The organism is Endozoicomonas sp. Z74 (assembly GCF_057680865.1).
Window position 1 is genome coordinate 25,043 of record NZ_JBLYZI010000035.1, and the last position, 23,968, is coordinate 49,010.

Genomic DNA, 23,968 nt, shown 5'->3' on the forward strand with positions numbered 1-23,968 from the left:
TTTTTGAGCGGCCTTTGTTTTAAAACAGTGTTTTAAATGGCGGTAGAAACAACAAAGCGCTGATGCCAATACGAGCAAGTGGATTTCATGAACCCGAATTACCTGGAATTTGAACAGCCCATTGCTGAACTGGAAGCCAAAATTGAAGAGCTTCGATTGGTCAGCAGCGATGCCGAATTGAACATTACGGAAGAGATCGCCACGCTTCAGGAAAAGTGTCGAAGCCTGACCAAGTCCATTTTCAGTGATTTATCTTCCTGGCAGGTGGCGCAGTTGGCTCGCCATCCCCGCAGGCCTTATACCCTGGATTATGTGCGGCATATCTTTACGGAATTTGATGAACTCCATGGTGACCGGCATTATGCCGATGATGCTTCCATGGTCGGTGGTATAGCCCGGCTTGAGGGACGTCCAGTCATGGTGATTGGTCACCAGAAAGGCCGTGAGATTGAAGAAAAGGTGCGCCGGAATTTCGGAATGCCCAAGCCGGAAGGGTACAGGAAGGCCTGTCGCCTGATGGAAATGGCGGAGCGTTTCAAAATGCCCATTCTCACCTTTATTGATACTCCGGGGGCCTACCCGGGCATCGGTGCGGAAGAGCGGGGGCAGAGCGAGGCCATTGCCTATAACCTGGCGGTGATGTCACGCCTGAAAGTGCCCGTCATCTCAACGGTCATCGGTGAGGGGGGCTCCGGCGGTGCCTTGGCCATTGGGGTTTGTGACCATCTGGTGATGATGGGCTACTCCACTTATTCCGTCATTTCACCGGAAGGCTGTGCCTCCATCCTCTGGAAAAAAGCAGAGTATGCGTCCACCGCCGCCGAAGCCATGGGAGTGACCGCTGCTCGCCTTAAAGAGCTTGAACTGGTGGACTCTTTGATTACTGAGCCGTTGGGGGGCGCCCATCGTGACCCTGAAGCGGCAGCGGAGAGCCTTAAAGAGATTCTGGTGGCTCAGCTGGATAAGCTGTCAGCCCTGGATGAAGAGACGCTGCTGGCTCAACGGTATCAGAAAATCAGGGACTTTGGTGCGATTTGAGTGCTGATCAACGTCTTAAGACCAATAGCGGAATAAATGCTTTAGCGAAAGAAAGCACTTCCAACCCACTCAGTCCTGAGTGGGTCTTTCAACAGCTCTCTCCTTATCTGGATCGTCCCCTGATCGTGGCTTTCAGTGGCGGTGTGGACTCAACGGTATTACTGCATCTGCTGGTTCGGTTGCGGGATGCAGGTCGTGTCCATTCGCTGAGTGCGGTTCATATTCATCACGGTCTTAACCCGGGTGCGGATGCCTGGGTCAAACATTGCCAGTCTCTGTGCGACTCATGGGCGGTTCCCCTGCAGGTTGAGCGGGTCGCCCTTAATGCGGAAGGAAAAGGCATTGAGCAGGCGGCCCGTCAGGCCAGATATCAAGTATTTGAACAGACTGTTAGTCAGGGTGGCTGCCTGCTTCAGGGGCACCACCGGGACGACCAGGCTGAGACAGTGCTTTTGAGATTGTTTCGAGGAACCGGCCTGGAGGGGTTGCAGGGCATGCCAGCGGTCCGCGCGCTTGGGGCCGGACTTTTATTCAGGCCTTTGCTGTCGGTTCCCAGGTCGGCGATTGAAGCCTGCGCCCGGCGGTATGAACTGAGCTTTATCGAAGATGACAGCAACCGGGATGAGCGTTTTTCCAGAAACTATCTTCGCTGCAGCCTGATTCCTGAGGTTGAGCGCCGCTGGCCCGGTGTTGCCGAACGGTTGACGGAGCTGGCCAGAGAGATTGAGGAGATCAATGACCATCACCGGTTACAGGTGGACACCCTGCTGAACAGTGCTGTGGAGTATCGGCCAGGCTGGTTGTTAGGGCAGCAGCCCCTGTTGGTCATTAGTCAGCTGGTTCAGCTGGATTACCCCATGCAGAAACAGGTGGTTCGTCATTGGTTGAAAAGCCAGGGATGGATGGCGCCCGCAAGGGATGCCCTGACCAGGGTGTTTGACCAGGTGGTTTCAGCCCGGGGGGATGCAGAGCCCTGCCTGAACATTGGCGGTTATTCCATCCGGCGCTTCCGGGGCTTGCTGATGGCTACGGGGGCTTTGTCTCTGGAAGCCTTTGAACCCTTTTTATGGAACTGGCAGAAATCACCCCGGATTCAGCTGGGTGAACGTCAGTTGCATTGGGTTTCGGCTGCTGAGGGTGATGGGGGGGCGGCCCATTTGCCTGCAAGGCCCTTGATGGTCAGGCGCCGCTGCCATGCCGGTCAGGAAAAAATCGCCATTGCTGGCCGTACCGGCCGCAAGACGCTGAAGCGCTGGCTTCAGGAGTACCATGTGCCTCCCTGGTTAAGAGAGTATTTACCACTGATCTATGATGGAGAGCGGATGGTGGCAGCACCTGGGCTTTGGGTCTGTGAGGGCTATCAGAGCACCGGGGGAGAAAGTTTCAGGCTCAGTTGGAGCTGATGGGGGTCATTCATATAAGTCCTCCATAACGCCTGAAGTGGATGGAAAGGGCGGGCTTTTGCGGCTGAAAAAACATCGAAAATAATCGCCCTTCCCGGGAGAAGCGTTTTACGTTTTGCCCCCGGTTTGGTATCCTGATATCCCATCTTGAGTCTCTCTTTTTTACCCCGCATTTTACAGAATCACAGCAGGTAAGCATGACGCGTTATATTTTCGTCACCGGCGGTGTTGTTTCCTCATTGGGCAAAGGCATCGCATCGGCATCACTCGCCGCCATTCTCGAGGCCCGTGGTCTCAATGTGACGATGCTCAAGCTGGATCCTTATATCAATGTCGATCCCGGCACCATGAGCCCTTTCCAGCACGGGGAGGTTTTTGTTACTGAAGATGGCGCTGAAACGGACCTGGATCTGGGTCATTACGAGCGTTTTATCCGTACCACCATGAAGCAGGGGAACAACTTCACTTCTGGCCGGATTTATCAGGATGTTCTCCGTAAAGAGCGTCGTGGTGACTATCTGGGGGGAACCGTGCAGGTGATCCCTCATATCACCGATGAAATCAAGCGCCGTGTGGTACAGGGCGCGGGTGATGCGGACATTGCCCTGGTGGAAGTAGGCGGCACCGTAGGGGATATTGAATCCCAGCCGTTCCTGGAAGCCATTCGACAGCTGAAGGTTGAGTTGGGCTCCCACCGGGCCATGCTGATGCACCTGACTCTGGTGCCCTATATCAAGACCGCCGGCGAAACCAAAACCAAGCCCACCCAGCACTCCGTTAAGGAACTTCGTTCTATCGGCCTGCAGCCGGATATTCTGGTATGCCGCAGTGAGCATTACATCGATGCTTCTGCCCGGCGGAAAATCGCCCTGTTCACTAACGTTGAAGAGCGTGCGGTTATCTCCCTTGAAGATGCGGACAGTATTTACAAGATTCCGGGCATGCTCCATGAGCAGCGCCTTGATCAGATCATTGTTGACCGCTTTAACCTGGACTGTAAGGACGCAGATCTTTCCGAATGGGACGATGTAGTGGATCGCGAGTTTAATTACAGCGATGAAATCACCATTGCCATGGTCGGTAAGTACATGGAACTGCTGGATGCCTACAAATCCCTGATTGAAGCCATCAAGCACGCGGGCCTGAAAACCCGGACCAAAGTCAATATCCGTTATGTGGATTCAGAATCCATCGAGCAGGACGGGCTGGACGCCCTTGAAGGGGTTTCCGCCATTCTGGTGCCAGGCGGATTTGGTCACCGGGGGGTAGAAGGCAAAATTGAAACCGTTCGCTATGCCCGTGAGAACCGGATTCCTTACCTGGGTATCTGCCTGGGGATGCAGGTGGCGGTGATTGAGTACGCCCGAAATGTGGTCGGCCTGAAAGGGGCCAACAGCTCTGAAATTGACCGCCAGGCCGAACATCCGGTGGTGGGGCTGATCACCGAATGGATCGATTCTGAAGGTGTGGTGGAAACCCGCACGGATAAATCCGACCTGGGTGGTACCATGCGCCTGGGTGCCCAGAAGTGTAACCTGACACCGGGCTCCAAATCTCACCAGGCCTATGGTCAGGATGTGATTACCGAGCGTCATCGTCACCGTTATGAAGTCAACAACCGCTACGTACCGTCCCTGGAAAATGCGGGGCTGCTGGTGGCCGGACGCTCTGAAGACAATGCTCTGGTTGAGATGGTGGAAGTGCCGGATCATCCCTGGTTTGTTGCCTGTCAGTTCCATCCGGAATTTACTTCCACTCCGCGGGACGGTCACGGCCTGTTCACTGCATTTATTAATGCTGCATTGAATTTCAGCAAGCAGGGTTGAGGCAATATGAGCGAAATGATGAACAGTAAGGTTGTTGAGTTCGGCAAGGTTTCCGTAGCCAATGACCGGCCATTTGTTCTGTTTGCCGGCATGAATGTGCTGGAGTCCCGGGACATGGCCATGAAAGTGGCTGAAGAGTACGTCAGGGTTACGGAAAAGCTGGGTATTCCCTATGTGTTCAAGGCCTCTTTTGACAAGGCCAATCGTTCGTCCATTGCCTCCTACCGGGGACCCGGGCTGGATGAAGGGCTGAAAATCTTTCAGGAAATCAAGGAAACCTTTGGTATTCCCCTGATTACCGATGTCCATGAGCCTCACCAGTGTCAGAGTGTGGCGGACGTGGTGGATGTGATCCAGCTGCCCGCGTTTCTGGCCCGCCAGACCGACCTGGTGGCAGCGATGGCCAGGACCGGGGCGGTGATCAATATTAAAAAGCCCCAGTTCCTGAGCCCCGGGCAGATGGGCAATATCGCGGAGAAGTTCAGGGAGGGCGGCAATGACCGGATCATTCTCTGTGAGCGGGGAGCCAACTTTGGCTATGACAACCTGGTGGTGGATATGCTGGGTTTTCACACCATGAAAGAAGTCAGTGGTGGTGCACCGGTGATTTTTGACGTGACCCATTCCCTGCAGTGCCGTGACCCAATGGGAGCGGCATCCGGCGGTCGTCGTCACCAGGTCACAGAGCTGGCCCGTGCCGGGATGGCCGTTGGGTTGGCAGGTCTGTTCCTTGAAGCGCATCCGGATCCGGACAACGCCCGCTGTGATGGTCCCTCGGCCCTCAAGCTGTCAATGCTGGAACCCTTCCTGAAACAGATAAAAGCCATTGATGAGCTGGTGAAGTCCTTTGAACCTTTGGACACTCAGTAATCGATGGTTTCTGTAAGACTATCCGCTTTTTTCGTCTGAAGAAGGTTGAGCTTATTTTTAAAAACCCACGTTGATGACGTGGGTTTTTTTATGGAGGGTGTTTGGGAGGCGAGAGAAATTAGCCGTTGTGAATAACGAACGATTGGTGAGTGAAAATGATCAGGTTATAGACCCAGATGCAAGGGGAGTTAATATAGCCGGGGTTTTGATGGGGTGGTTGATTTTTCGTGAGTTTTTGTATTAGGGTTTGTTCAATAATTCAAACAGTGCAGTGTTGTGTCAAGAACTATAAAAATAGCGGCTGTTTTTGTATAAGCTTCAGGCTTTTTTACCAGTAACAATCGTTTGTTTCCTCCGTTTGTCATGGAGGGCACGGCTTTATCTCCATGGGCATTTGGAATGAGGATTGTTTATGAAAGGCGTCCGTAACCCGACTCTGACGGGTTTTCTGTGTGAGCCGTCTGAGGGCACACTGGCGGTTGAAAATCCGGCGACCGGTGAGTTGATTGGCCATATTCCCACCCAGTCAGAGTCTGACATTCATAAGGCCATTTCAAGGTCTCACAGCGCCCAGAAACAGTGGCAGAAAACCACCGCCAAAGAACGTGCTGTTATTCTGAATCGCTGGTATCAGTTGTTGATGGAAAATCAGCAGGATCTGGCCCGGATCATGACGATGGAGCAGGGTAAGCCTCTGGCTGAAGCCATGGGGGAAGTCGCTTATGGTGCGTCGTTTATTGAGTGGTTTGCGGAAGAGGGTAAGCGGGCTTATGGGGAAACCATTCCCGGCCACACCACGGATCGGCGGCTGACCACCATCCGGCAGCCGGTGGGGGTCGCTGCGGCCATCACACCCTGGAATTTTCCTATTGCCATGATTACCCGCAAGGCCGCTCCGGCCCTGGCGGCGGGCTGTAGCTTTATCGGCAAGCCTGCCAACCAGACGCCATTGTCCGCCTATGGGGTGGTTGAGCTGGCTTATCAGGCCGGAGTTCCAAAGGATCTGCTGCAGCTGGTGGTGAATCACTCGGCACGGCGGGTGGGCGAGATTTTCTGTGACAGTCCATTGATCAAAAAACTGTCGTTTACCGGATCGACGCAGGTGGGGCGGCAGTTGATTGCCCAGTGTGCGGGGACGGTGAAACGTACCTCCATGGAGCTTGGGGGCAATGCCCCGTTTATTGTGTTTGACGATGCGGATATTGACCGGGCGGTGGAGGGTGCTGTTGCCTCCAAGTTCCGCAATGCTGGCCAGACCTGTGTCTGTGCAAACCGTATTTATGTTCAGGAAGGGATCTATGACCGGTTTGTGAGCCAGTTTCTTGAGCGGGTCAAGGCGCTGAAAATGGGCAACGGTCTGGATGAAGGGATTCAGGTGGGGCCGGTAATTGATCAGAATGCCAAAGAAGGTATTACCCGGCTGGTTGAAACCGCTCTGGGGGAAGGGGCTACTCTTGCTCTGGGAGGAAATGCCCAGGATGGGCTGTTTGTAGAGCCTACGGTGCTTACCGATGTGACCCAGGACATGGCCATTGTTCAGGAAGAGATCTTTGGTCCGGTGGCTCCGGTCATTCGATTCAGGGAAGATCAGGATCTGATTCAGCAGGCCAATAATACGATTTATGGGCTGGCGGCTTATTTCTACAGTCGGGATATCAACCGGATCTGGAAGGTCGCTGAGGCGCTGGAGTACGGAATGGTGGGGATTAATGAGGGCATTATTTCCACCGAACTGGCACCTTTTGGCGGGGTGAAGCAGTCTGGTTTTGGTCGTGAAGGTGCCCGTCAGGGCATTGATGAGTACCTGGATACCAAGTATCTCTGCTTTGGGGGTATTGGTTAAACCTCGATGAACAGAGAGAGAAGCGATGCTTTTCTCTCTATTGCTGATCTCTATCAATCCGGTAAGAAAGGCCACCATCATTATCGGCTCGGGCGATCAAGGTTCTGCCTCTCCCAATATTCAACCTTGCTTCTTTACCGTATTCCAGTTCGAAGTAGCCGTCTGGAGTGATCAGAAAGGGCGTTTGCTGTTTTGAGACTACGTAGTTAAAGCCATTGCTTCTGGGTTGGTAGACGACGGCCTCGTCTTCTTTGCCCAGTTTGATCAGGTGATTCCCATCCCTGGCCATAACGGGTTTTCCTGTTTTAGGAAAAAAGACTGTCAGTGTTGTTTGGGTGGAGCCTTCCCTGGATGCGTCGGTCAGTTCAATGGGGGCCTTTCCAAGTTGTGAGCGCTCAATTAACCATTGTTTGCCCCCTCGGTGAAAATGGCAGGGGCCTTTGCCGTTTACGGGCTTTTCAAACACGGTATTGTCATCCTGGGGGATTAGCTGGTGATGGTCCCGGGCGATCACAGGACGGTCCGGGTGGCTGGCGGGGATGAACAGCTGGGGAATGTCCGGGTGCCCTGGAATATGGGTGACCTGGCCGGGTGTCACCTTCGCTGTTTGTTGTGTATCGCAGAGAGTGAGATGGCAGCGTCCAGAGGCAATGGACAGGCAGGTATTCTTGTTGACCTGAAACAACGTTTCCCCTTGCTCGGCCACAACCGGTGGACTGCTTTTGTGTTCAGGTACGAATACCGTTTTATTCCCTATCTCGTAGACCGAGCCTGGTTGAATGTTGTCAATGTAAGTGTCACTGCTGCTGTTAATCAGTTTGCACAGGCCCGGGCGATTGGACCGTTCAAGCAGGATATCACCGTTCCTGAAGAGGGTATTCTGGGCGGATTCTGCAATGATGGCTTTGCCTCCCCTTTCCGGTATAAACACCTGTCGGTTATGCAAGTCCGGGTATTCAGGAGCATTCAGTCGGGTGACAGCACCCCGGGCCAGGTCGCAGGAAAGTTCTTTTCCCTTGATGTTGAAAGTAACGGTGCATTGACCGGAGGGGGCTTCAGTCACTTTGTGACGGTTAAAGTTAGGGGTGGAGGCTGCCCTCTTTGGAGAGCTGTCCTGAGTATCAGTGACATTGACGGAAATGTCCGATGACCGACCCAGTCGATAGAAATCTCCGCTGGAATGAGGAATGGAGTGAGCCATGTTTGCTCCTGAAGGGTGGCTATCAGGAAGGTCTTCGGCAAAGGGTGGGGGAAGTTAACGGTGGCCGATAGTCGGGCTGATTTTCCAGCAAAATAACCGCTGGATAACAGGAGTGTTACGGCCGATCACAAAGAGTGTCATAAGTTGCTCAAGCTCAGTGATGACGCGGTGTTGAGCGGTGGTACAGGTCTTTGACACAGGCGTTGTCAGTGGTATAGTTGCCGCTGCCCGCGGCCATTGAACCCTCAGGCTGTTGTTAGGCCGCTGCTGATTCCTGCTGGCGTCAGGCTGTTTCTACTCTGCGGGCAGTATCTCGTTCTCGAATTGAAATTTCCGAATTCTTCACCCGGAGTATCCCATGACCGCTATCAAGGAAATCAAGGCACGCGAAGTCCTCGATTCTCGTGGCAATCCTACTGTCGAAGCTGATGTCATTCTTGAGTCTGGCGCTTTTGGCACTGCCTGTGCTCCAAGCGGTGCGTCTACTGGCTCCCGTGAAGCGCTTGAACTGCGTGATGGGGACAAGTCCCGTTACCTGGGCAAGGGTGTCCTGAAAGCGGTAGGCAACATCAATGGCCCTATCCGTGAAGCCCTGGTTGGCTTTGATGCCAATGATCAGCGTGGTCTGGATCAGAAAATGATCGACCTGGACGGCACCGAAAACAAGTCCAAGCTGGGCGCCAATGCCATCCTGGCAGTTTCCCTGGCTGCCGCCAAGGCTGCCGCTGCTGACAAAAATATTCCTCTGTATCAACACATCGCTGACATCAACGGTACTTCTGGCCAGTTCTCCATGCCGGTTCCAATGATGAACATCCTGAACGGTGGTGAACACGCCGACAACAACGTTGATATCCAGGAGTTCATGGTTCAGCCTGTTGGCGCCAAGACCTTTGCTGAAGCCCTGCGTATGGGCGCTGAAATTTTCCACGCCCTGAAGAAAGTGCTGTCTGGCAAGGGCCTGAACACTGCCGTGGGTGATGAAGGTGGCTTTGCACCTAACCTGGCTTCCAACGCTGAAGCGCTGGCTGTGATCAAGGAAGCGGTGGCTGCTGCGGGTTACAAGCTGGGTGAAGAAGTCACTCTGGCTATGGACTGTGCTGCTTCCGAGTTCTACGTAGATGGTCAGTACAACATGAAGGGCGAAGGCAAAGTCTTCTCTTCCAATGAGTTCTCTGACTACCTGGCTAAGCTGACTGAAGAGTTCCCGATCATCTCCATCGAAGATGGCCTGGACGAGTCTGACTGGGACGGGTTTGCTTATCAGACCAAGATCCTGGGTGACAAGATTCAGATCGTGGGTGATGACCTGTTCGTGACCAATACCAAGATCCTGAAGGAAGGGATTGATAAAGGTATTGCCAACTCCATCCTGATCAAGTTCAACCAGATCGGCTCCCTGACCGAAACTCTGGAAGCCATCAAGATGGCCAAAGATGCGGGTTACACTGCAGTAATCTCTCACCGCTCAGGCGAAACTGAAGACGCCACCATCGCTGACCTGGCGGTAGGTACCTGCGCTGGCCAGATCAAGACCGGTTCCCTGTGCCGTTCTGACCGCGTAGCCAAGTACAACCAGTTGCTGCGCATCGAAGAGCAGCTGGGTGAAAAGGCGCCTTACCGTGGCATGGCTGAATTCAAGCGTGCCTGATTGGCTGTAGGTAAATAGTGTGTTTTCAGGCGGGGCGGGAGTTAAACTCCTGTCCCGCTTTTTTTTTGAAGCTGACCCCTGATGCATCGCTTTCCCATGATTAAAAATACACTGTTTCTTGTATGACAAAAGTACCGGTTAAGCCTGGGCAAGTGAGCGTTTCTCCAGTCATCATTCCTTCTTCAATTTTCAGGTTTACAGGCACTGAACTCTGTGCGGTGTTTTTTGTCAGGGTATAATTTGTTTTGGGTTTTCTGCTATCAAAACTGACGCAGTATTGATGGTATTGAAGCTCATAGGAGATAAATTGATTGTCGTCTCTGGTCGTTGTCAGAAACGCAGTTTGGTACTGTCCATCAATAAATACTCTAAGGGCATCTATCTGTCTTATTTCCTGGGATATGGGCGCAACACCTCCCTGTTGAATGCCTAATTGTTCGCCCGTTCTTTCCAGACAATCGATTCTTTTTTTTAGCATTTCCAGGGATATGAACCTGGTAAAATCAATCGTTACTGTATTTTTTTTATCTTGAGCGCTGGCAGAAGGAGGAGAATAACTGAAGCCTTTGTCTTTTTTGTCAAAGTCAGCGTTGCATAGGGCGGAAGATAAAAGCGTCAGGGGGAGCATTAATTTCAATACGGATTTCATTCTTTTGTCACGAGCAAAAATGGGTTGAAGAAATAACGGATTAATTGAAGAAGTGGATCGTTTGGCTCAATCATCATAGTTCAAATGAGGTTTTTTACATTTTTTGGGAAAAGTCTGCGGGTCTGTCTTTTTGTTGAAGCTATTGGGAATGGAAGGGGGGGGACTGTTCTGAGAGGGAGGGCGGTAATCAGGCAAGTCTTGCCTGGAGCCAGCAATGATTAGCCATTGGGGCTGAATTGACTGTATTGGCTGAGTACGGGGCAATGGACAGTAGTAGGATATAGGTTTGAGGTTCCGGTTCTGTTAAAATTGACCCAGCCTACCCTCAGGCGTATCTGCGGCTTCCTTAAACTAACCTGGAATGTTTTTTTATGCAAAAACTGGCCATTGCCCTGTTGACGCTTACGCTGGTTTATCTGCAGGCCAGGCTCTGGGTGGGGGAAGGCAGTATTGCTGAACTGATGACCCTTCAGGATCAACTGGAACGGTTGCAGCTTGAAAATGGACGGCTTTACCAGCGAAACGGCCTGCTGGCGAAAGAGGTGATTGAGCTCCAGCAGGGCATGGAAACGGTGGAAGAGCGCGCCCGTCAGGAACTGGGGATGATTCGCCGTGATGAGACTTTTTTTCTTACCTATGATTGATGCAGAAGCGGGAACTGACGGTGTATCCGGTGGGATGATGATCCGCAGGTTTCTCCCCAGGGCTTGTGATGGGCTCAATGATGTAACAGGACTCAAAGCGGTTTGGGCAGGGGTGACAGAGTGACGACTGCAGGCAAAATGAAACAGCCCCGTTACTGGGCGGTGGTTCCCGCGGCCGGGGTGGGGCGGCGGATGAATGTCGATATCCCCAAGCAGTATCTTGAAATTCGGGGAAAGCCCTTGATGGAGCATACCATTGGGCGCTTGCTGGAATTTCCCCTGCTGGAACAGATTGTTGTGGTGCTGGGTAAGGATGATGAGGCCTACAAGGAAATCCCGGTACTGCGCCGAAAGCGGATACTGCTTGCAGAAGGAGGCAGTGAGCGTTATCAGTCGGTATTGAATGGGCTTGAGGTTCTGCTTGAGCGGGCGGATCCGGATGACTGGGTGATGGTTCATGATGTTGCCCGGCCCTGCGTCAGGCGGTCGGACCTGGAGTGGCTGGTTGAACAGTTGCATGATCATCCGGTCGGGGGGCTGTTGGGCAGTCCGGTCCGTGATACCATGAAACGCACCCGCTCAACGGGGGAGATTGTTGAGACCGTGGACCGGGAGCTTCTCTGGCATGCACTGACGCCTCAGATGTTTAAAATGCACCGGCTGTATGACGCTATGGTGCAAGCGGTGAAAGACGGAGTGCCGGTCACTGATGAAGCCAGTGCCATGGAGTACGCAGGACATCAGCCGCTGATGGTTGAAGGACATGCGGATAATATCAAGGTCACCCGTGGAGCGGACCTGGCACTGGCCGCCCTGTATATTGAACAGCAGTCAAAATTAATTGAGATTTCCTGATGCGCATAGGTCATGGTTTTGATGTCCACCGGTTTGGTGAAGGGGACCACCTGTTTATGGGGGGCGTTCGAATTCCTCACTCCCAGGGGCTGATTGCACATTCTGATGGTGATGTACTGTTGCATGCCCTCTGCGATGCCTTACTTGGGGCCGCAGGGCTGGGGGATATCGGACACCACTTTCCTGACACCGACCCCCGCTACCGTGGTATCGACAGTCGAGAGCTGCTTCGCCACGTAATGGCACTATTAGATAGCCATCACCTGAAGCCACTGAACATTGACAGCACCATTATTGCCCAGTCCCCGAAAATGGCACCCCACATTGAACAGATGCGGCGTCATATCAGTGACGATATGGGGCTGGATATGACCGCTGTGAATGTGAAGGCCACCACTACTGAGAAACTGGGTTATACCGGAAGAAAAGAAGGCATCGCGGTTCATGCCGTTGTTTTGTTGGAAAGAAGTGCTGGATAAATCGGTTTCTTCTGAGTGATTACCCGTCTATTGTTGTTTATTTTCCATTTACTACCCTCCCTGTCAGGCGCCTGAATGAGCATTAATGATACTGTGGAGCAAAGTCCCTCTCCATTATCCATGGATTGGAGCTTTGCCCTGGGTGGCCCAGTGGGCCATTGTCTTTTTAAGCAGAAGCCGGAAGATTTCTGTGTGGATGAGGAGCTTCCCTTTGAGCCGGAGGGCGAGGGCGAGCACCTCTATCTCCTGATTGAAAAAAAAGGAGAGAATACCGATTGGGTGGCGGGGCTTCTGGCCAGGCACGCCGGGGTCAGAAGACAGGCTGTCAGCTATGCCGGAAGAAAGGATCGTCAGGGGGTTACCCGTCAATGGTTCTGTCTGTCATTACCGGGGCAGCCGGACCCGGACTGGCAGGGTTTTCAGTCGGATACAGTTCAGATTCTCAAGCAGGCCCGCCACCGGAAAAAGCTGCGGACGGGGGCTCTTAAGAGTAACCGTTTCACGATCCGGCTCCGAGAGGTGGAGGCTGAGCGGGAAGATGTGGAGAAACGGTTAAACCAAATCTTTCAGCAAGGTGTGCCGAATTATTATGGAGAACAGCGTTTTGGTCATGAAGGCCGAAATGTAGACAGAGCTCTGGCGATGTTTTCCGGCCGGTTCAGGGTACAGCGAAATAAACGGTCGGTTTATTTGTCCGCTGCACGCTCCTGGTTGTTTAATCAGGTCGTCTCCGAACGAATAGATCGGGGACTCTGGAGGAACTACCTGGCAGGGGATGTGCTAGGTTTTCGGGACAGCAACAGTTTGATTTTCGATGCCCTGGATGAGAGCCTGTCGTCCAGGCTGGAAGCCGGTGACCTGAGTCCTACGGCCCCTTTGTGGGGGCGGGGCCTGCAAAAGGTATCTGACCAGGCTTTGGCGCTGGAGCAGTCCATTGCTCAGTGCTCTCCCTCTTTATGCGAGGGGTTGGAGCAGGCAGGCTTGCAACAGGAGCGGAGAGTTACCCGGGTGATCCCGGAGAATATGAGCTGGGAGTGGGATGAGCACAGTTTGCTGATCCGTTTTCGCCTTCCAAAAGGGTGCTTTGCCACCTCGGTGTTAAGGGAGTTGATGGCGTTCAGGGAGGTGGCGGAAGATGGCTCTGCTTCTGTGCAATGATGATGGCGTAACGGCTGCGGGGTTGTCACAGCTCCATAACGTGCTGAACTTCCTGGGAGAGGAAGTGGTTGAAACCTGTCGTGTGGTGGCGCCGGATGGCGATTGTTCCGGATTTGGCCAGTCATTGACGCTGGACCGTCCACTGCGTGTCAAGGAACACAGTAATGGCTTTTACAGTGTGGACGGTACGCCTGCTGACTGTGTCAATCTGGCAGTGAACGGACTCCTGGAGGAGGTTCCCCGGCGAGTCATTTCAGGCATTAATCGGGGGCCCAACCTTGGGGATGATGTGCTGTATTCAGGAACCGTGGGGGCAGCCATGGAGGGACGCTTTATGGAAAAAACGGCCATGGCTATTTCCTCCTGCGGGCGGCAGGACTGGAATCTGGAAGTATCCGCACAGGTTTTTCTGAAGCTGTTTCCCAGGCTGGATGAACTTCAATTGCCCCAGGGGACGATTCTTAATGTGAACGTGCCGGATTGTCCGTGGGACAGTATCCGGGGGATGAAAGTCACCCGGCTGGGTCATCGACTGGGATCAAAGCCCCCGGTTCAGGTGACTGATCCCAGAGGCAATAAGGCGTATTGGATCGGTGGTGTTGGCAAAGCCCGGGATGCAGGAGAAGGCACGGACTTTCATGCGATTGCCAATGGGTTTGTTTCGGTCACTCCGCTGCAGTATGACAAAACGGATCATAATACACTGTCACAGGTTGACGACTGGCTGGGAGCCTGACAATGAAGGATCTGGAAATTGACGGCATTGGCATGACCTCCCGGCGGACCCGGGAGCGATTGATCCAGCGCCTGGTGGATCAGGGGATAACCTCTTCACGGGTGTTGGACGCCATGCGAACAGTACCCAGGCATTTATTCCTGGATGAAGCCCTGGCTCATCGTGCTTATGAAGACACCGCCCTGCCCATTGGCCATAACCAGACACTGTCGCAGCCCTATATTGTCGCCCGAATGACTGAGGCTCTTCTGGCTGGGAAAGGGGTATCCCGGGTTCTGGAAATCGGCACAGGCTCAGGTTATCAGACGGCGGTTCTGGCTTCACTGGTCGACCGGGTGTATTCCGTTGAGCGCATTCGCCCTCTGCAGGAAAAGGCCCGAAGGCGCCTTACCCGGCTGTCTCTCAGAAATGTCCGCCTTCGCCATTCTGATGGTGGGATGGGCTGGCCGGAAGAAGGCCCCTATGATGGCATTATTGTGACGGCCGCGCCGGGAGAAATTCCTGAGGGGCTGCAGCAGCAGTTGTCTCCTGAAGGGGGGCGGCTGGTGATACCCGTGGGAAAAGAGAGTCAACAGGAGTTGGTGCTGATCACCCGGTATGAAGACGACTTTCAAAAGCAGGTGCTGGAAGCGGTGCGATTTGTACCTTTGCTGGCGGGTGTGATTCGGTGATGTTCTTTGACAAACTGTAAGGTGATTTAAGGGCTGAGCATGACAAAACTAACTTCACAACTGCTTCTGGTGGTCAAGGGAATGGCTATGGGGGCTGCCGATGTAGTGCCTGGTGTGTCCGGTGGTACCATTGCTTTTGTCACCGGTATTTATGACCGCCTGATTGGTGCGTTGAAAAGCATCAGTCCCAGCCTGGTGAAAACCTTGTTCCGTAATGGGGTTGCTGCTGCCTGGCAGCAAATAGACGGCACTTTTCTGGTGTGTGTGTTTGGGGGCATTCTGTTGAGCATTCTGTCCTTTGCTCATTTGATCAGCTACCTGTTGACGGCCTATCCGGAAATGCTCTGGTCGTTCTTTTTTGGACTGATTCTGGTTTGCGGCCTTCATATGGTGCGCCAGGTCAGTCGGTGGCATTTTTCGACGGTGGCGGTGCTCCTTGCTGGTGCAGTGATTGCCTACATTGTTGGGGTGCTAAGCCCGGTGAGCCTTGAGGCAAAACCGCTGACGCTGTTTTTTGCCGGTGCGATAGCGATCTGTGCCATGATTCTGCCCGGTATTTCCGGTAGCTTTATTTTGCTGCTGATGGGGTTGTACGGCCCTGTTATGGAGGCGGTCAAAAGTCTTGATATCGTTGTGCTGAGCGTTTTTGCCGGAGGTTGTGTGTTTGGGTTGCTGACTTTTTCCCATGTGCTCTCCTGGCTTTTGAACCGACACCGGGATCTGGCGGTTTCATTACTAACGGGCTTGATGCTGGGAGCGCTCGGTAAGGTGTGGCCCTGGAAGGAAACCCTTCAAACCCGTGTGAACAGCGCGGGAGAGGTCGTACCCATGATTCAGGGGAATCTCTCTCCTTTCCAGTACGAAGCGGTCACCGGACAACCTTCTTACCTGGTTGAAGGTATTGGTTTGATGATTCTGGCCGTGGTTCTTGTGTGGGGTTTGGAATGGCTGGCTCGGGAAAAGCACTGAAATGGTGCGTCAATATAGGCGAAATCACCTATTTGTATATAATATTTTTTAGTAAATATTGTGTTTTTTATATACTAAGCTAATAACGTCCTGAATGGATGACGATGGTTTTCCGGGGTTGATAAGGTGCTCAAGCTGAACAAAAGCAATGGTTTTATTTTGAGTGATTGCTCAAAAAAGATGCTGATTCTGTTTGCTGTGCTGCTGGCCACTGGCTGCAGTCATGATCCGGCCCAGGTCAGGATTCAGGACTTGCGGTCTCCTCCCAGAGTCACTTCCGGCCAGCACAAGGTCAGGCAGGGTGAGACCTTGTACTCCATAGCCTGGCTTTATAACAGGGATTTTCGTGAGTTGGCCAGGAGTAACGGGATTCGCAGCCCTTACACGATCTTTCCCGGTCAGCGTATTAACCTGGCGGTGCGCCGTTCAGCGGTTGTTGCTCATAAGACGTCCAGTGCTCGTCAGACTCCCCCTGCGACAACCGCCACAAAATCTAAATCGGTTAAAAAACATACAAGTTCGGCAAGGACTAAAAGCTCTGCAACTTATTCCGTTCGTGGCTGGAACTGGCCTGCCCAGGGGCGCATTACCTCCCGCTTCTCTTTGAAGCCACCCGCAAATAAGGGGATTGATATCAGTGGCAAATTAGGAGAGCCTGTAAAGGCAGCGGCCAATGGTGAGGTGGTGTATGCAGGAAGCGACCTGTCTGGCTATGGCAGGCTGATCATACTGAAACATAACAGTAGCTATCTGAGTGCATATGCCCACAATAAGGAGATGTTTGTGCGCGAGGGAGACTCAGTTAAAGCGGGCCAGAAGATAGCCGAAATAGGTTCTACAGGAACGACGGAGCCTAAGCTGCACTTTGAAATTCGGCGTAATGGCAAACCGGTCGACCCTATGGGATACCTGCCTAAGCGCTGAAGGGCAAAAGTCAGCGGCTTTATTAAGTAGAGGGATCTCACGGGTGTCGAGGCAGCCTGCAGTTGCCCGGCATAGAGTGGGACTTTCGGATAGGACTGACTCTTATGGCATCGAAGAGGGATGAAGCAGAGCTTGGCAGTTATGCTGAAGATGTAATCCAGGGAGAGGATCAGACAAACCCGGGTGATGAGGGTGCTGGTGAGCAGGTAGAGACTGCTGAGGCCGATTCTGCGATCAGCAAAAGAACCGCCAAAGCGGTGCCAGCCGCCAGTGTTGGCCGTCAACGCAAAGACGATGATGGCTTCTACAAGTCGATTGATGCAACACAGCTCTACCTTAATGAAATCGGCTTTTCGCCGCTCCTGACGCCTGAAGAAGAGGTGCACTATGCACGCTTGGCCAGGAAAGGGGTTGAGGCGGGAAGACGTCGGATGATTGAAAGTAACCTCCGACTGGTGGTGAAAATATCCCGTCGTTATGTGAACCGTGGTCTGACACTTCTTGACCTGATTGAGGAAGGCAATCTGGGCCTGATCCGGGCCGTTGAAAAGTTTGACCCTGAACGGGGCTTCCGGTTTTCAACTTACGCGACCTGGTGGATTCGGCAGACCATTGAACGAGCGATCATGAACCAGACCCGGACCATCCGGTTACCCATTCATGTGGTCAAGGAGCTGAATGTCTATCTCCGAGCGGCCAGGGAGCTGACCCAGAAACTGGATCATGATCCAAGCCCTGAAGAGATTGCTCAGTTGCTTGATAAGCCGGTAGCGGATGTCAAGCGCATGCTCGGTCTCAATGAACGCGTCACTTCGGTGGATACGCCTCTTGGGCCTGATTCGGACAAGTCGATTCTTGATACCATCTCTGATGACAAGGAGTCGGATCCTGCGGAACTGCTTCAGGATCTGGATCTGAACGACAGCCTGGATCGCTGGCTGGGAGAGCTTTCGGAGAAGCAGCGGGAGGTGGTTGCCCGGCGCTTTGGACTCAGGGGTTATGAGACCAGCACCCTTGAGGAAGTTGGTAAAGAGATTGGCCTGACCCGGGAGCGGGTACGCCAGATCCAGGTGGAGGCGCTCAAGCGGTTAAGGTCCATTCTGGAGAAGCAGGGGCTGTCTGGAGAGTCTTTGTTTAACTGAGTTCTTTTGCTTTCCATATAAATTTCCCTAAATAAAAAAGCCGCGAATGAAGTGCATCATTCGTGGCTTTTTTTGTTGGTAGTTCACAGCGCCAATAGTTAGTGTGAGCAGTCACAGCGCTGGCCTGCGAAGATAGGTTATCGTTCCAGATGTTCCAGCTTGCCTTTGACGCCATCCCATTGTTCCGCATCGGGCAGTTGGTCTTTTTTCTCAGTGATATTTTCCCAGACATCGGCCAGCACCGCATTGAGTTCGATGAACTCCTGCTGGTCATCGGGCACTTCGTCTTCCGAGAAGATGGCATTGGCCGGGCACTCCGGTTCACACAGCGCGCAGTCTATGCATTCGTCCGGGTGAATCACCAGGAAGTTGGGTCCTTCATAGAAGCAGTCCACAGGACAGACTTCCACGCAATCGGTGTATTTGCACTTGATGCAGTTTTCACCCACTACGAAAGTCATGGTGATTAAACTCCGTTTGTTCTGACGGTTAAAAGTATAAAGTTGCGGCAAGTGTATCAGACTTGTAAAGCGACAGGGTAGCCAGTATTTCCATAACCTTATACCCTGTCGGCTTCAATCCTGCCGCCCGTTAAAAGAGTGCGAGCTGACTTATTGTCAGGAGCCCGCAGCCTTCATTTGATAAATCAGCTCCAGTGCCTGGCGTGGGGTCAGGTCATCAGGGGCCGCTTGATCAAGCAGTTCAATGGCTGGATGTGGCTCAGGGCTGGCAAACAGGTCCGCTTGCAGAATGTCTGCTCTGGGTTGGCTGGTCACAGCAGGAGAGTGGTTGGTCTCTTCCTGTTCAAGATCCGCCAACTTCTGCCTGGCCTGGTTGATCACATGCCGGGGAACGCCTGCCAGCTGGGCTACCTGCAAGCCATAACTCTGGCTGGCAGGCCCTTCCTGAACCGCATGGAGGAAGACAATGCGATCTTCATGTTCCGTGGCATTCAGGTGGACATTGGCGACGGTGTCACACTCATCAGGCAGCTGGGTCAGTTCAAAGTAGTGGGTGGCGAACAGGGTAAAGGCCCTGACGGATTCCGCCAGGTAGTGCGCGCATGCCCAGGCCAGGGAGAGGCCGTCGAAGGTGCTGGTGCCCCGGCCGATTTCGTCCATCAATACCAGGCTCTGCTCAGTGGCGTTGTGCAGAATATTGGCGGTCTCGGTCATTTCCACCATAAAGGTTGAACGTCCGCCGGCCAGGTCATCGGAGGAGCCGATGCGGGTAAAAATCCGGTCGACCAGGCCTATTCTGGCCTTTGATGCCGGAACAAAACTGCCGATGTGTGCCAGAAGGACGATCAGTGCCGTTTGTCGCATGTAGGTGGATTTACCACCCATATTGGGACCCGTGATCACCAGCATGCGCCGCTGGGTATTAAAGGTGACATTGTTGGCCACAAAGGGATCATCGAGTACCTGTTCCACCACGGGGTGACGACCTTCAGTCACTTCAATGCCGGGGCTGTGGTGAAGTTCTGGTCTGCACAGATTCAGCGCGTCGGCCCTTTCGGCCAGGTTGGTCAGAACATCCAGTTCAGAAAGTCCCATGGCGCACTCCTGAAGAGGACCAAGGGTTTCTACCAGCCTGTCCAGAAGTTCATCGTACAGGGCTTTTTCTCTGGCCAGTGCACGACTTTTGCTGGAGAGCGCCTTGTCTTCAAACTCTTTGAGTTCGGGGGTGATAAAGCGTTCTGTATTTTTCAGGGTCTGCCGGCGTATGTAGTTGACCGGCGCATCATCGGACTCACGACGGCTCAGTTCTATGTAATAGCCGTGAACGCGGTTGTAACCCACTTTCAGGCTGGCCAGGCCGGTGCGCTCCCGTTCGCTGAGCTCCATCTGAACCAGATAGTCCCCTGCGTTTTCACTGATGGAACGCAGCTCATCCAGTTCAGAGTCATAGCCTTCCCCAATGACGCCGCCATCCCGGATCACTACCGGAGGATTCTCAATAATGGCCCGGGTCAGCAGGTCCGCCAGTTCAGGGTGTTCACTGATGCTGGCAGAGAGTTGATGGACGGTCTGGCAGTCGATGGTCTGGAGCAGTTGCTGAAGTTCCGGGAGTTGTTGCAGGGCGTCCCGAAGCCGTGCCAGGTCTCTGGGGCGAGCGGACTTTAGGGCGACCCGGGCGAGAATCCGCTCAATATCACCAATGTTTTTCAGGACCGGGTGTAAGGATTCAAAATAAAAGCCCTCTTTTAAAGCGGCAATAGCGGACTGCCTGGCCTGAAGTTTTTCCATATTTCTCAGGGGGCGGTTGATCCAGCGGCTCAGCAGTCGGCTTCCCATGGCGGTGGCCGTCTGGTCCAGAACCGATGCCAGGGTGTGGTCCCGCCCCCCGTTCATATTGATGGTTAGCTCCAAGTTTTTGCGGCTGGCGGCATCCAGGACCACACTTTCTTCCCGGTTTTCCTGGGACAGGGCGCGGATATGGGGCAGCGCGGTTCGCTGGGTTTCTCTGGCATACTGAAGCAGACATCCGGCGGCTTCAATGGCCAGCTCAAGATGGCTGCAGCCAAATCCGTCCAGGCTTTTGGTCTGGAATTGCCGGGTTAACTGTTCCAGGGCACTCTGATGGTCAAAGTCCCAGGGGGGGCGCTTGCTGGTACCGGGTCGCTGAAGCAGTGAATCAGGCCAGCTCTGGTCGTCATTGAGCAGGGTTTCGGCAGGATTCAGCCGCTCAATTTCTGAAAGCAGTGCTTCTTCTCCAGACACTTCGAGGACATTGAATCGGCCGCTGCTGATATCGAGAAACGCCAGGCCGTACTGTTCCTCCCGTTTGTTAACCGATGCCAGGAGATTGTCCTGGCGCTCATCCAGTAGGGCCTCATCACTGATGGTGCCGGGGGTCAGAATGCGAACCACCTTCCGCTCAACCGGTCCTTTGGTGGTAGCGGGGTCGCCAATTTGTTCGGCGATGGCAACAGACTGCCTGAGGCGGATCAGCCGGGCCAGGTAGCCTTCCACGGCATGGTAGGGAATACCGGCCATGGGAATCGGCTCACCGCCGGACTGACCCCTTTTGGTCAGGGTGATATCCAGCAGATGAGCCGCTTTTTTGGCATCGTCATAAAACAGCTCGTAGAAATCCCCCATGCGGTAGAAAACCAGGTGATCACGATGTTGCTGTTTGATGCGCAGGTACTGCTGCATCATGGGCGTGTGTTTGGATAGGTCTGATTTATCCATTAATATCAATGCCTTAATGGTTTTCGCTCAATTCGTGGGGCAAAATTGGGGCATTTTCTTCAGAAAAGTGACCCTTGCCTTGAAGGGCTGACCAGATGCGAGATACCTCTTTTTTGCTTTCGGTTTTCATCCAACGAGCGTAGGTTTTTACCAGCATTGAGTAGTCCGCATGTCCCATCTGATCGGCAATGAAGGCAATGTTACCATGAGCGGTGAGTTGCCAGCAGGCAAAAGTATGGCGGGTTTGATAAATCCGGCGATAGGTTATTTTGTTTCTTCTCAGTATCTTTCTCCACTGACTGCCAAGGGAACTCTCTGAATACCATACAGAGTCAGCAGCATGGTGGTTCTGGTGTGGGAGGGCAGAGGTTGGGCGAAAAACCGGGCGAACAGCCTGCTTATCGTATGTCCGCTTGTCCAGTTCAACCCGTATCTCCGTAGTAGGGAATAGTTCGGTATATTGCCGTTGCGCTTTCAGAGCTTCCAGGGCAGGGGGCATCAGATAAACAGTTCGCTGACTCTCTGTTTTGGTTAATTTGAAAAACTCTCCGTCATCATCCTTGGCTATGTTGCGACTGACTTTGATGGTGCCTTCTTCAAGGTCAACATCTTCCCAGGCCAAGGCTCTTAATTCTCCGGTTCTCAAGCCTGTGTATACCGCGACCGTTATCAGATTCCGATGGGTAGGATGCAGCGCCGAATCCATCATAATACGCTGGTACTCATCCAATTCCAGAGGATTTGGCTGGGGCTTGCTCTTCTTAAAGGGTTTGCACTGTTCGCTCAGCAGCATGTCGGTATAGCGGTTTGCTTCACCAAAAGCGAGCATGCCACGCAAGCAGGATAGATAATGATTGGCTGTAGAAGGTTTCCGGGTTGCAATCAGGTCTGAGCGCAAATTATCTATATCTTCGGGCATCAGGCTGGACAGCATTCTATCCCTGCCAAGAATAGCGATGCATGCTTTCAAAGAGACTTTATATCGGCGGAGCGTTTGGCTACCAATGTCAGCTGCTTTGATGGCCATGTATTTACCTTCAAGCTTGTACAGCCTGATCTCTTTAAGCGTGTCAGTACGGCCAAGCTTGACTGCATTTGGACTGTCTGGGAAGCGAGCCTTGTAATCAAAACTCTTGGTTTTGACTTCGTGGATAACTGCCGATCTGAGACCGGCAGCATATTTAACATTGGCTTTCGTGGGGGCAAGCCCCAGTGATTCTCGGCAGCGGACCCCTTTATAGGAGAAGACAATTCGTAGTGAGTTGCCATGGATCTCAACCCCAGGCACCCCTTTGACTAACTCAGCGGCCTCGATTCTGCCCATTGGTTATACCCCTTTTTGCTGAACAACAAGCGACTATCTGGAGCCTTGCGCCATACCCGTCCCTCTGGCCAAACCCCCTGCTTAACTTTTTCGCGAATGGCTTTTTCGGTATAACCGGTTTCATCGGCCATTTTTTTTACGGTGACCCACTCAATACCCGACATATCACCCCCTCCCTAAACAAACGCCAACCGCAGTTGATACTTCGCTTCCAGGCTGACCTTTCTGGCGGACAGCCTGACCAGCTCAAGCTGTCTCTTCCTCAGCGCTCTGCCTGCTGCAGACCCAAACCCTCTAATTTTCTTCACGGGAGTTCCTTCCCTAAGACCTCTCCCGGTCTCCAGTAGTTCCGATTTTATTTGACTCATAATTCACGCCTAAAATTCCATCCTGGCTAAGGTGAGGTATATTCCGGTGTTAGGCTGAATACGAAACATCCAGTTTATTAAATGCGCCGTGAAAGGTTATTGGTTCGTCAGAGCCACTTACCATGTGTATTCTTGCAGAGCCTTTAAACTCATAAACTCCAGGCTCTTTTGGTAGAGTCTCACCATCACAAAACAGCTCTTCAAGTGAGCCAGCGAAATCATCTAGCCACTCATCTACACCATGACCAAGCTCGCCTTTATAATTAACAACGCATCCTGTATCGGCGTAAACCTTGCCCATAGACATTGCGACAATCATTGTGCATGGAAACAGGTTGTAGGCAGGATGTGACGGACATTCTCTAACTTCACTCATGTTTTTTATTCCTGTGCAAATTCAGCCTAACAAGTCATTCAACTACGTTCACCCCGAACGCCTTCGGCGGTTGGCTAATGAAGGGTTAGGTGTTACTGTTGGTTTTTATTTTTTTCAGCATGTCTTTAGATATTCTATTTTTCAGGCCTTTGATATGGCTGGAAAGTAGATTGTGTGCATCCTGCTGTTGATATAGTTGTATCTCATTTATAACCATGAGCATTGCCTGTCTGACACCATTAGGTGACTTGCCTTCACTTCTCCGCTTTTTCCAGAACTCAGCTAGATCTGCCAGTTCATCGAGATTTTCAGCGATGTTATCTTTATCCATTTGAAATTATACCTTTTGCTCAGAGATATGTTCCGGTGTTATTCGTCTTCGTCGTTAAAGTCTGTATAGAGCTTGCTTGCAGCGTCAATCGAAGCGTACAGGTTCTTTTCAGCGACTTCCGTGGAGACAAAACCTGTCCTTTCCGGATCAATAATGGATGCTGCTTGCTCTACGGCCTCAGTCATCAGATCAACCAGTTCTTCAAGCCTTTCAACATATTTGCTGTTGTATTTTTCCATTAGTTGTTTCCGTTTGTTGGCGCATGGCGCAGTGTTAGATGCCATCTGCAACTTCTTTTTCTAACAGCCGCCTT

25 protein-coding genes are annotated in these 23,968 nt (G+C 52.7%); 15 read left to right on the forward strand and 10 right to left on the reverse strand.

Features of this window, described 5'->3' with window-relative positions:
- Window positions 1-87: 87 nt before the first annotated feature.
- From accA to ACNRUY_RS12150, 5 genes are all read left to right on the forward strand, one after another.
- A complete protein-coding gene (gene accA / locus ACNRUY_RS12130; RefSeq protein ID WP_488111898.1) occupies window positions 88-1,038 on the forward strand; it encodes an acetyl-CoA carboxylase carboxyl transferase subunit alpha in 951 nt (316 codons plus the stop codon).
- Complete coding sequence (gene tilS / locus ACNRUY_RS12135; protein WP_488111899.1) at window positions 1,035-2,441, forward strand: tRNA lysidine(34) synthetase TilS; 1,407 nt, start codon at window positions 1,035-1,037, stop codon at window positions 2,439-2,441. The genes accA and tilS overlap by 4 nt, the downstream gene beginning before the upstream one ends.
- A gap of 197 nt (window positions 2,442-2,638) precedes the next feature.
- Window positions 2,639-4,267 (forward strand): CTP synthase, encoded by a 1,629-nt coding sequence (gene pyrG, locus ACNRUY_RS12140; RefSeq protein ID WP_488111900.1) that lies wholly within the window; start codon window positions 2,639-2,641, stop codon window positions 4,265-4,267.
- An 18-nt stretch (window positions 4,268-4,285) separates the two neighbouring features.
- Window positions 4,286-5,137 carry a 3-deoxy-8-phosphooctulonate synthase gene (gene kdsA, locus ACNRUY_RS12145; RefSeq protein ID WP_488111923.1) on the forward strand — a complete coding sequence of 284 codons (852 nt, stop codon included), beginning with the start codon at window positions 4,286-4,288 and terminating at the stop codon, window positions 5,135-5,137.
- A gap of 412 nt (window positions 5,138-5,549) precedes the next feature.
- Window positions 5,550-6,980: an NAD-dependent succinate-semialdehyde dehydrogenase gene (locus ACNRUY_RS12150; protein WP_488111901.1), complete on the forward strand. Its 1,431-nt coding sequence runs from the start codon at window positions 5,550-5,552 to the stop codon at window positions 6,978-6,980.
- A gap of 37 nt (window positions 6,981-7,017) precedes the next feature.
- Here the strand turns inward: ACNRUY_RS12150 and ACNRUY_RS12155 are convergent, their stop codons facing one another.
- Window positions 7,018-8,181: a hypothetical protein gene (locus tag ACNRUY_RS12155; RefSeq protein ID WP_488111902.1), complete on the reverse strand. Its 1,164-nt coding sequence runs from the start codon at window positions 8,179-8,181 to the stop codon at window positions 7,018-7,020.
- A gap of 358 nt (window positions 8,182-8,539) precedes the next feature.
- On the opposite strand from ACNRUY_RS12155, the gene eno reads away from it, so the two are divergent.
- Window positions 8,540-9,832: a phosphopyruvate hydratase gene (eno, locus tag ACNRUY_RS12160; protein WP_488111903.1), complete on the forward strand. Its 1,293-nt coding sequence runs from the start codon at window positions 8,540-8,542 to the stop codon at window positions 9,830-9,832.
- 100 nt (window positions 9,833-9,932) lie between these two features.
- Here the strand turns inward: eno and ACNRUY_RS12165 are convergent, their stop codons facing one another.
- A complete protein-coding gene (locus tag ACNRUY_RS12165; RefSeq protein WP_488111904.1) occupies window positions 9,933-10,481 on the reverse strand; it encodes a hypothetical protein in 549 nt (182 codons plus the stop codon).
- Between the two features lie 371 nt (window positions 10,482-10,852).
- Between ACNRUY_RS12165 and ACNRUY_RS12170 the strand changes: the two genes are divergently transcribed.
- The 9 genes from ACNRUY_RS12170 (at window position 10,853) to rpoS (ending at window position 18,059) form a co-directional block, all read left to right on the forward strand.
- Window positions 10,853-11,125 carry a septum formation initiator family protein gene (locus ACNRUY_RS12170; protein WP_488111905.1) on the forward strand — a complete coding sequence of 91 codons (273 nt, stop codon included), beginning with the start codon at window positions 10,853-10,855 and terminating at the stop codon, window positions 11,123-11,125.
- A 120-nt stretch (window positions 11,126-11,245) separates the two neighbouring features.
- Entirely contained in the window at window positions 11,246-11,980 is a 735-nt protein-coding gene (gene ispD, locus ACNRUY_RS12175; protein WP_488111906.1) for a 2-C-methyl-D-erythritol 4-phosphate cytidylyltransferase, read from the forward strand.
- Window positions 11,980-12,459: a 2-C-methyl-D-erythritol 2,4-cyclodiphosphate synthase gene (gene ispF / locus ACNRUY_RS12180; protein ID WP_488111907.1), complete on the forward strand. Its 480-nt coding sequence runs from the start codon at window positions 11,980-11,982 to the stop codon at window positions 12,457-12,459. The genes ispD and ispF overlap by 1 nt, the downstream gene beginning before the upstream one ends.
- A gap of 75 nt (window positions 12,460-12,534) precedes the next feature.
- A complete protein-coding gene (gene truD, locus ACNRUY_RS12185) occupies window positions 12,535-13,617 on the forward strand; it encodes a tRNA pseudouridine(13) synthase TruD (protein WP_488111908.1) in 1,083 nt (360 codons plus the stop codon).
- Complete coding sequence (gene surE / locus ACNRUY_RS12190) at window positions 13,595-14,353, forward strand: 5'/3'-nucleotidase SurE (protein ID WP_488111909.1); 759 nt, start codon at window positions 13,595-13,597, stop codon at window positions 14,351-14,353. Before truD ends, surE begins: the two co-directional genes overlap by 23 nt.
- Before the next feature lie 2 nt (window positions 14,354-14,355).
- Window positions 14,356-15,024 (forward strand): protein-L-isoaspartate(D-aspartate) O-methyltransferase, encoded by a 669-nt coding sequence (locus ACNRUY_RS12195; protein ID WP_488111910.1) that lies wholly within the window; start codon window positions 14,356-14,358, stop codon window positions 15,022-15,024.
- A gap of 39 nt (window positions 15,025-15,063) precedes the next feature.
- Entirely contained in the window at window positions 15,064-15,993 is a 930-nt protein-coding gene (locus ACNRUY_RS12200) for a polyprenyl-phosphate transporter (RefSeq protein ID WP_488111911.1), read from the forward strand.
- A 126-nt stretch (window positions 15,994-16,119) separates the two neighbouring features.
- Window positions 16,120-16,917 carry a peptidoglycan DD-metalloendopeptidase family protein gene (locus ACNRUY_RS12205; RefSeq protein WP_488111912.1) on the forward strand — a complete coding sequence of 266 codons (798 nt, stop codon included), beginning with the start codon at window positions 16,120-16,122 and terminating at the stop codon, window positions 16,915-16,917.
- 104 nt (window positions 16,918-17,021) lie between these two features.
- On the forward strand, window positions 17,022-18,059 hold the full coding sequence (rpoS, locus tag ACNRUY_RS12210) for an RNA polymerase sigma factor RpoS (RefSeq protein ID WP_488111913.1): 1,038 nt from the start codon (window positions 17,022-17,024) through the stop codon (window positions 18,057-18,059).
- A 137-nt stretch (window positions 18,060-18,196) separates the two neighbouring features.
- On the opposite strand, the gene fdxA is transcribed toward rpoS, so the two are convergent.
- The 8 genes from fdxA to ACNRUY_RS12250 all read right to left on the reverse strand — a co-directional run bounded on the left by fdxA (window position 18,197) and on the right by ACNRUY_RS12250 (window position 23,939).
- Window positions 18,197-18,520, reverse strand: a complete 324-nt coding sequence (fdxA, locus tag ACNRUY_RS12215) for a ferredoxin FdxA (protein ID WP_488111914.1) — start codon at window positions 18,518-18,520, stop codon at window positions 18,197-18,199.
- Between the two features lie 156 nt (window positions 18,521-18,676).
- Window positions 18,677-21,256 carry a DNA mismatch repair protein MutS gene (gene mutS / locus ACNRUY_RS12220; RefSeq protein WP_488111915.1) on the reverse strand — a complete coding sequence of 860 codons (2,580 nt, stop codon included), beginning with the start codon at window positions 21,254-21,256 and terminating at the stop codon, window positions 18,677-18,679.
- 13 nt (window positions 21,257-21,269) lie between these two features.
- Window positions 21,270-22,580, reverse strand: coding sequence for a site-specific integrase (locus ACNRUY_RS12225; RefSeq protein WP_488111916.1), 1,311 nt, complete (start codon window positions 22,578-22,580; stop codon window positions 21,270-21,272).
- Window positions 22,553-22,744, reverse strand: coding sequence for an excisionase family protein (gene xisR, locus ACNRUY_RS12230; RefSeq protein WP_488111917.1), 192 nt, complete (start codon window positions 22,742-22,744; stop codon window positions 22,553-22,555). Before xisR ends, ACNRUY_RS12225 begins: the two co-directional genes overlap by 28 nt.
- A gap of 12 nt (window positions 22,745-22,756) precedes the next feature.
- Window positions 22,757-22,888 (reverse strand): hypothetical protein, encoded by a 132-nt coding sequence (locus ACNRUY_RS12235; RefSeq protein ID WP_488111918.1) that lies wholly within the window; start codon window positions 22,886-22,888, stop codon window positions 22,757-22,759.
- A gap of 109 nt (window positions 22,889-22,997) precedes the next feature.
- Window positions 22,998-23,324, reverse strand: a complete 327-nt coding sequence (locus ACNRUY_RS12240) for a hypothetical protein (RefSeq protein WP_488111919.1) — start codon at window positions 23,322-23,324, stop codon at window positions 22,998-23,000.
- An 85-nt stretch (window positions 23,325-23,409) separates the two neighbouring features.
- Window positions 23,410-23,655, reverse strand: coding sequence for a hypothetical protein (locus ACNRUY_RS12245; RefSeq protein ID WP_488111920.1), 246 nt, complete (start codon window positions 23,653-23,655; stop codon window positions 23,410-23,412).
- A gap of 38 nt (window positions 23,656-23,693) precedes the next feature.
- Complete coding sequence (locus ACNRUY_RS12250) at window positions 23,694-23,939, reverse strand: hypothetical protein (RefSeq protein ID WP_488111921.1); 246 nt, start codon at window positions 23,937-23,939, stop codon at window positions 23,694-23,696.
- Window positions 23,940-23,968 lie beyond the last annotated feature (29 nt).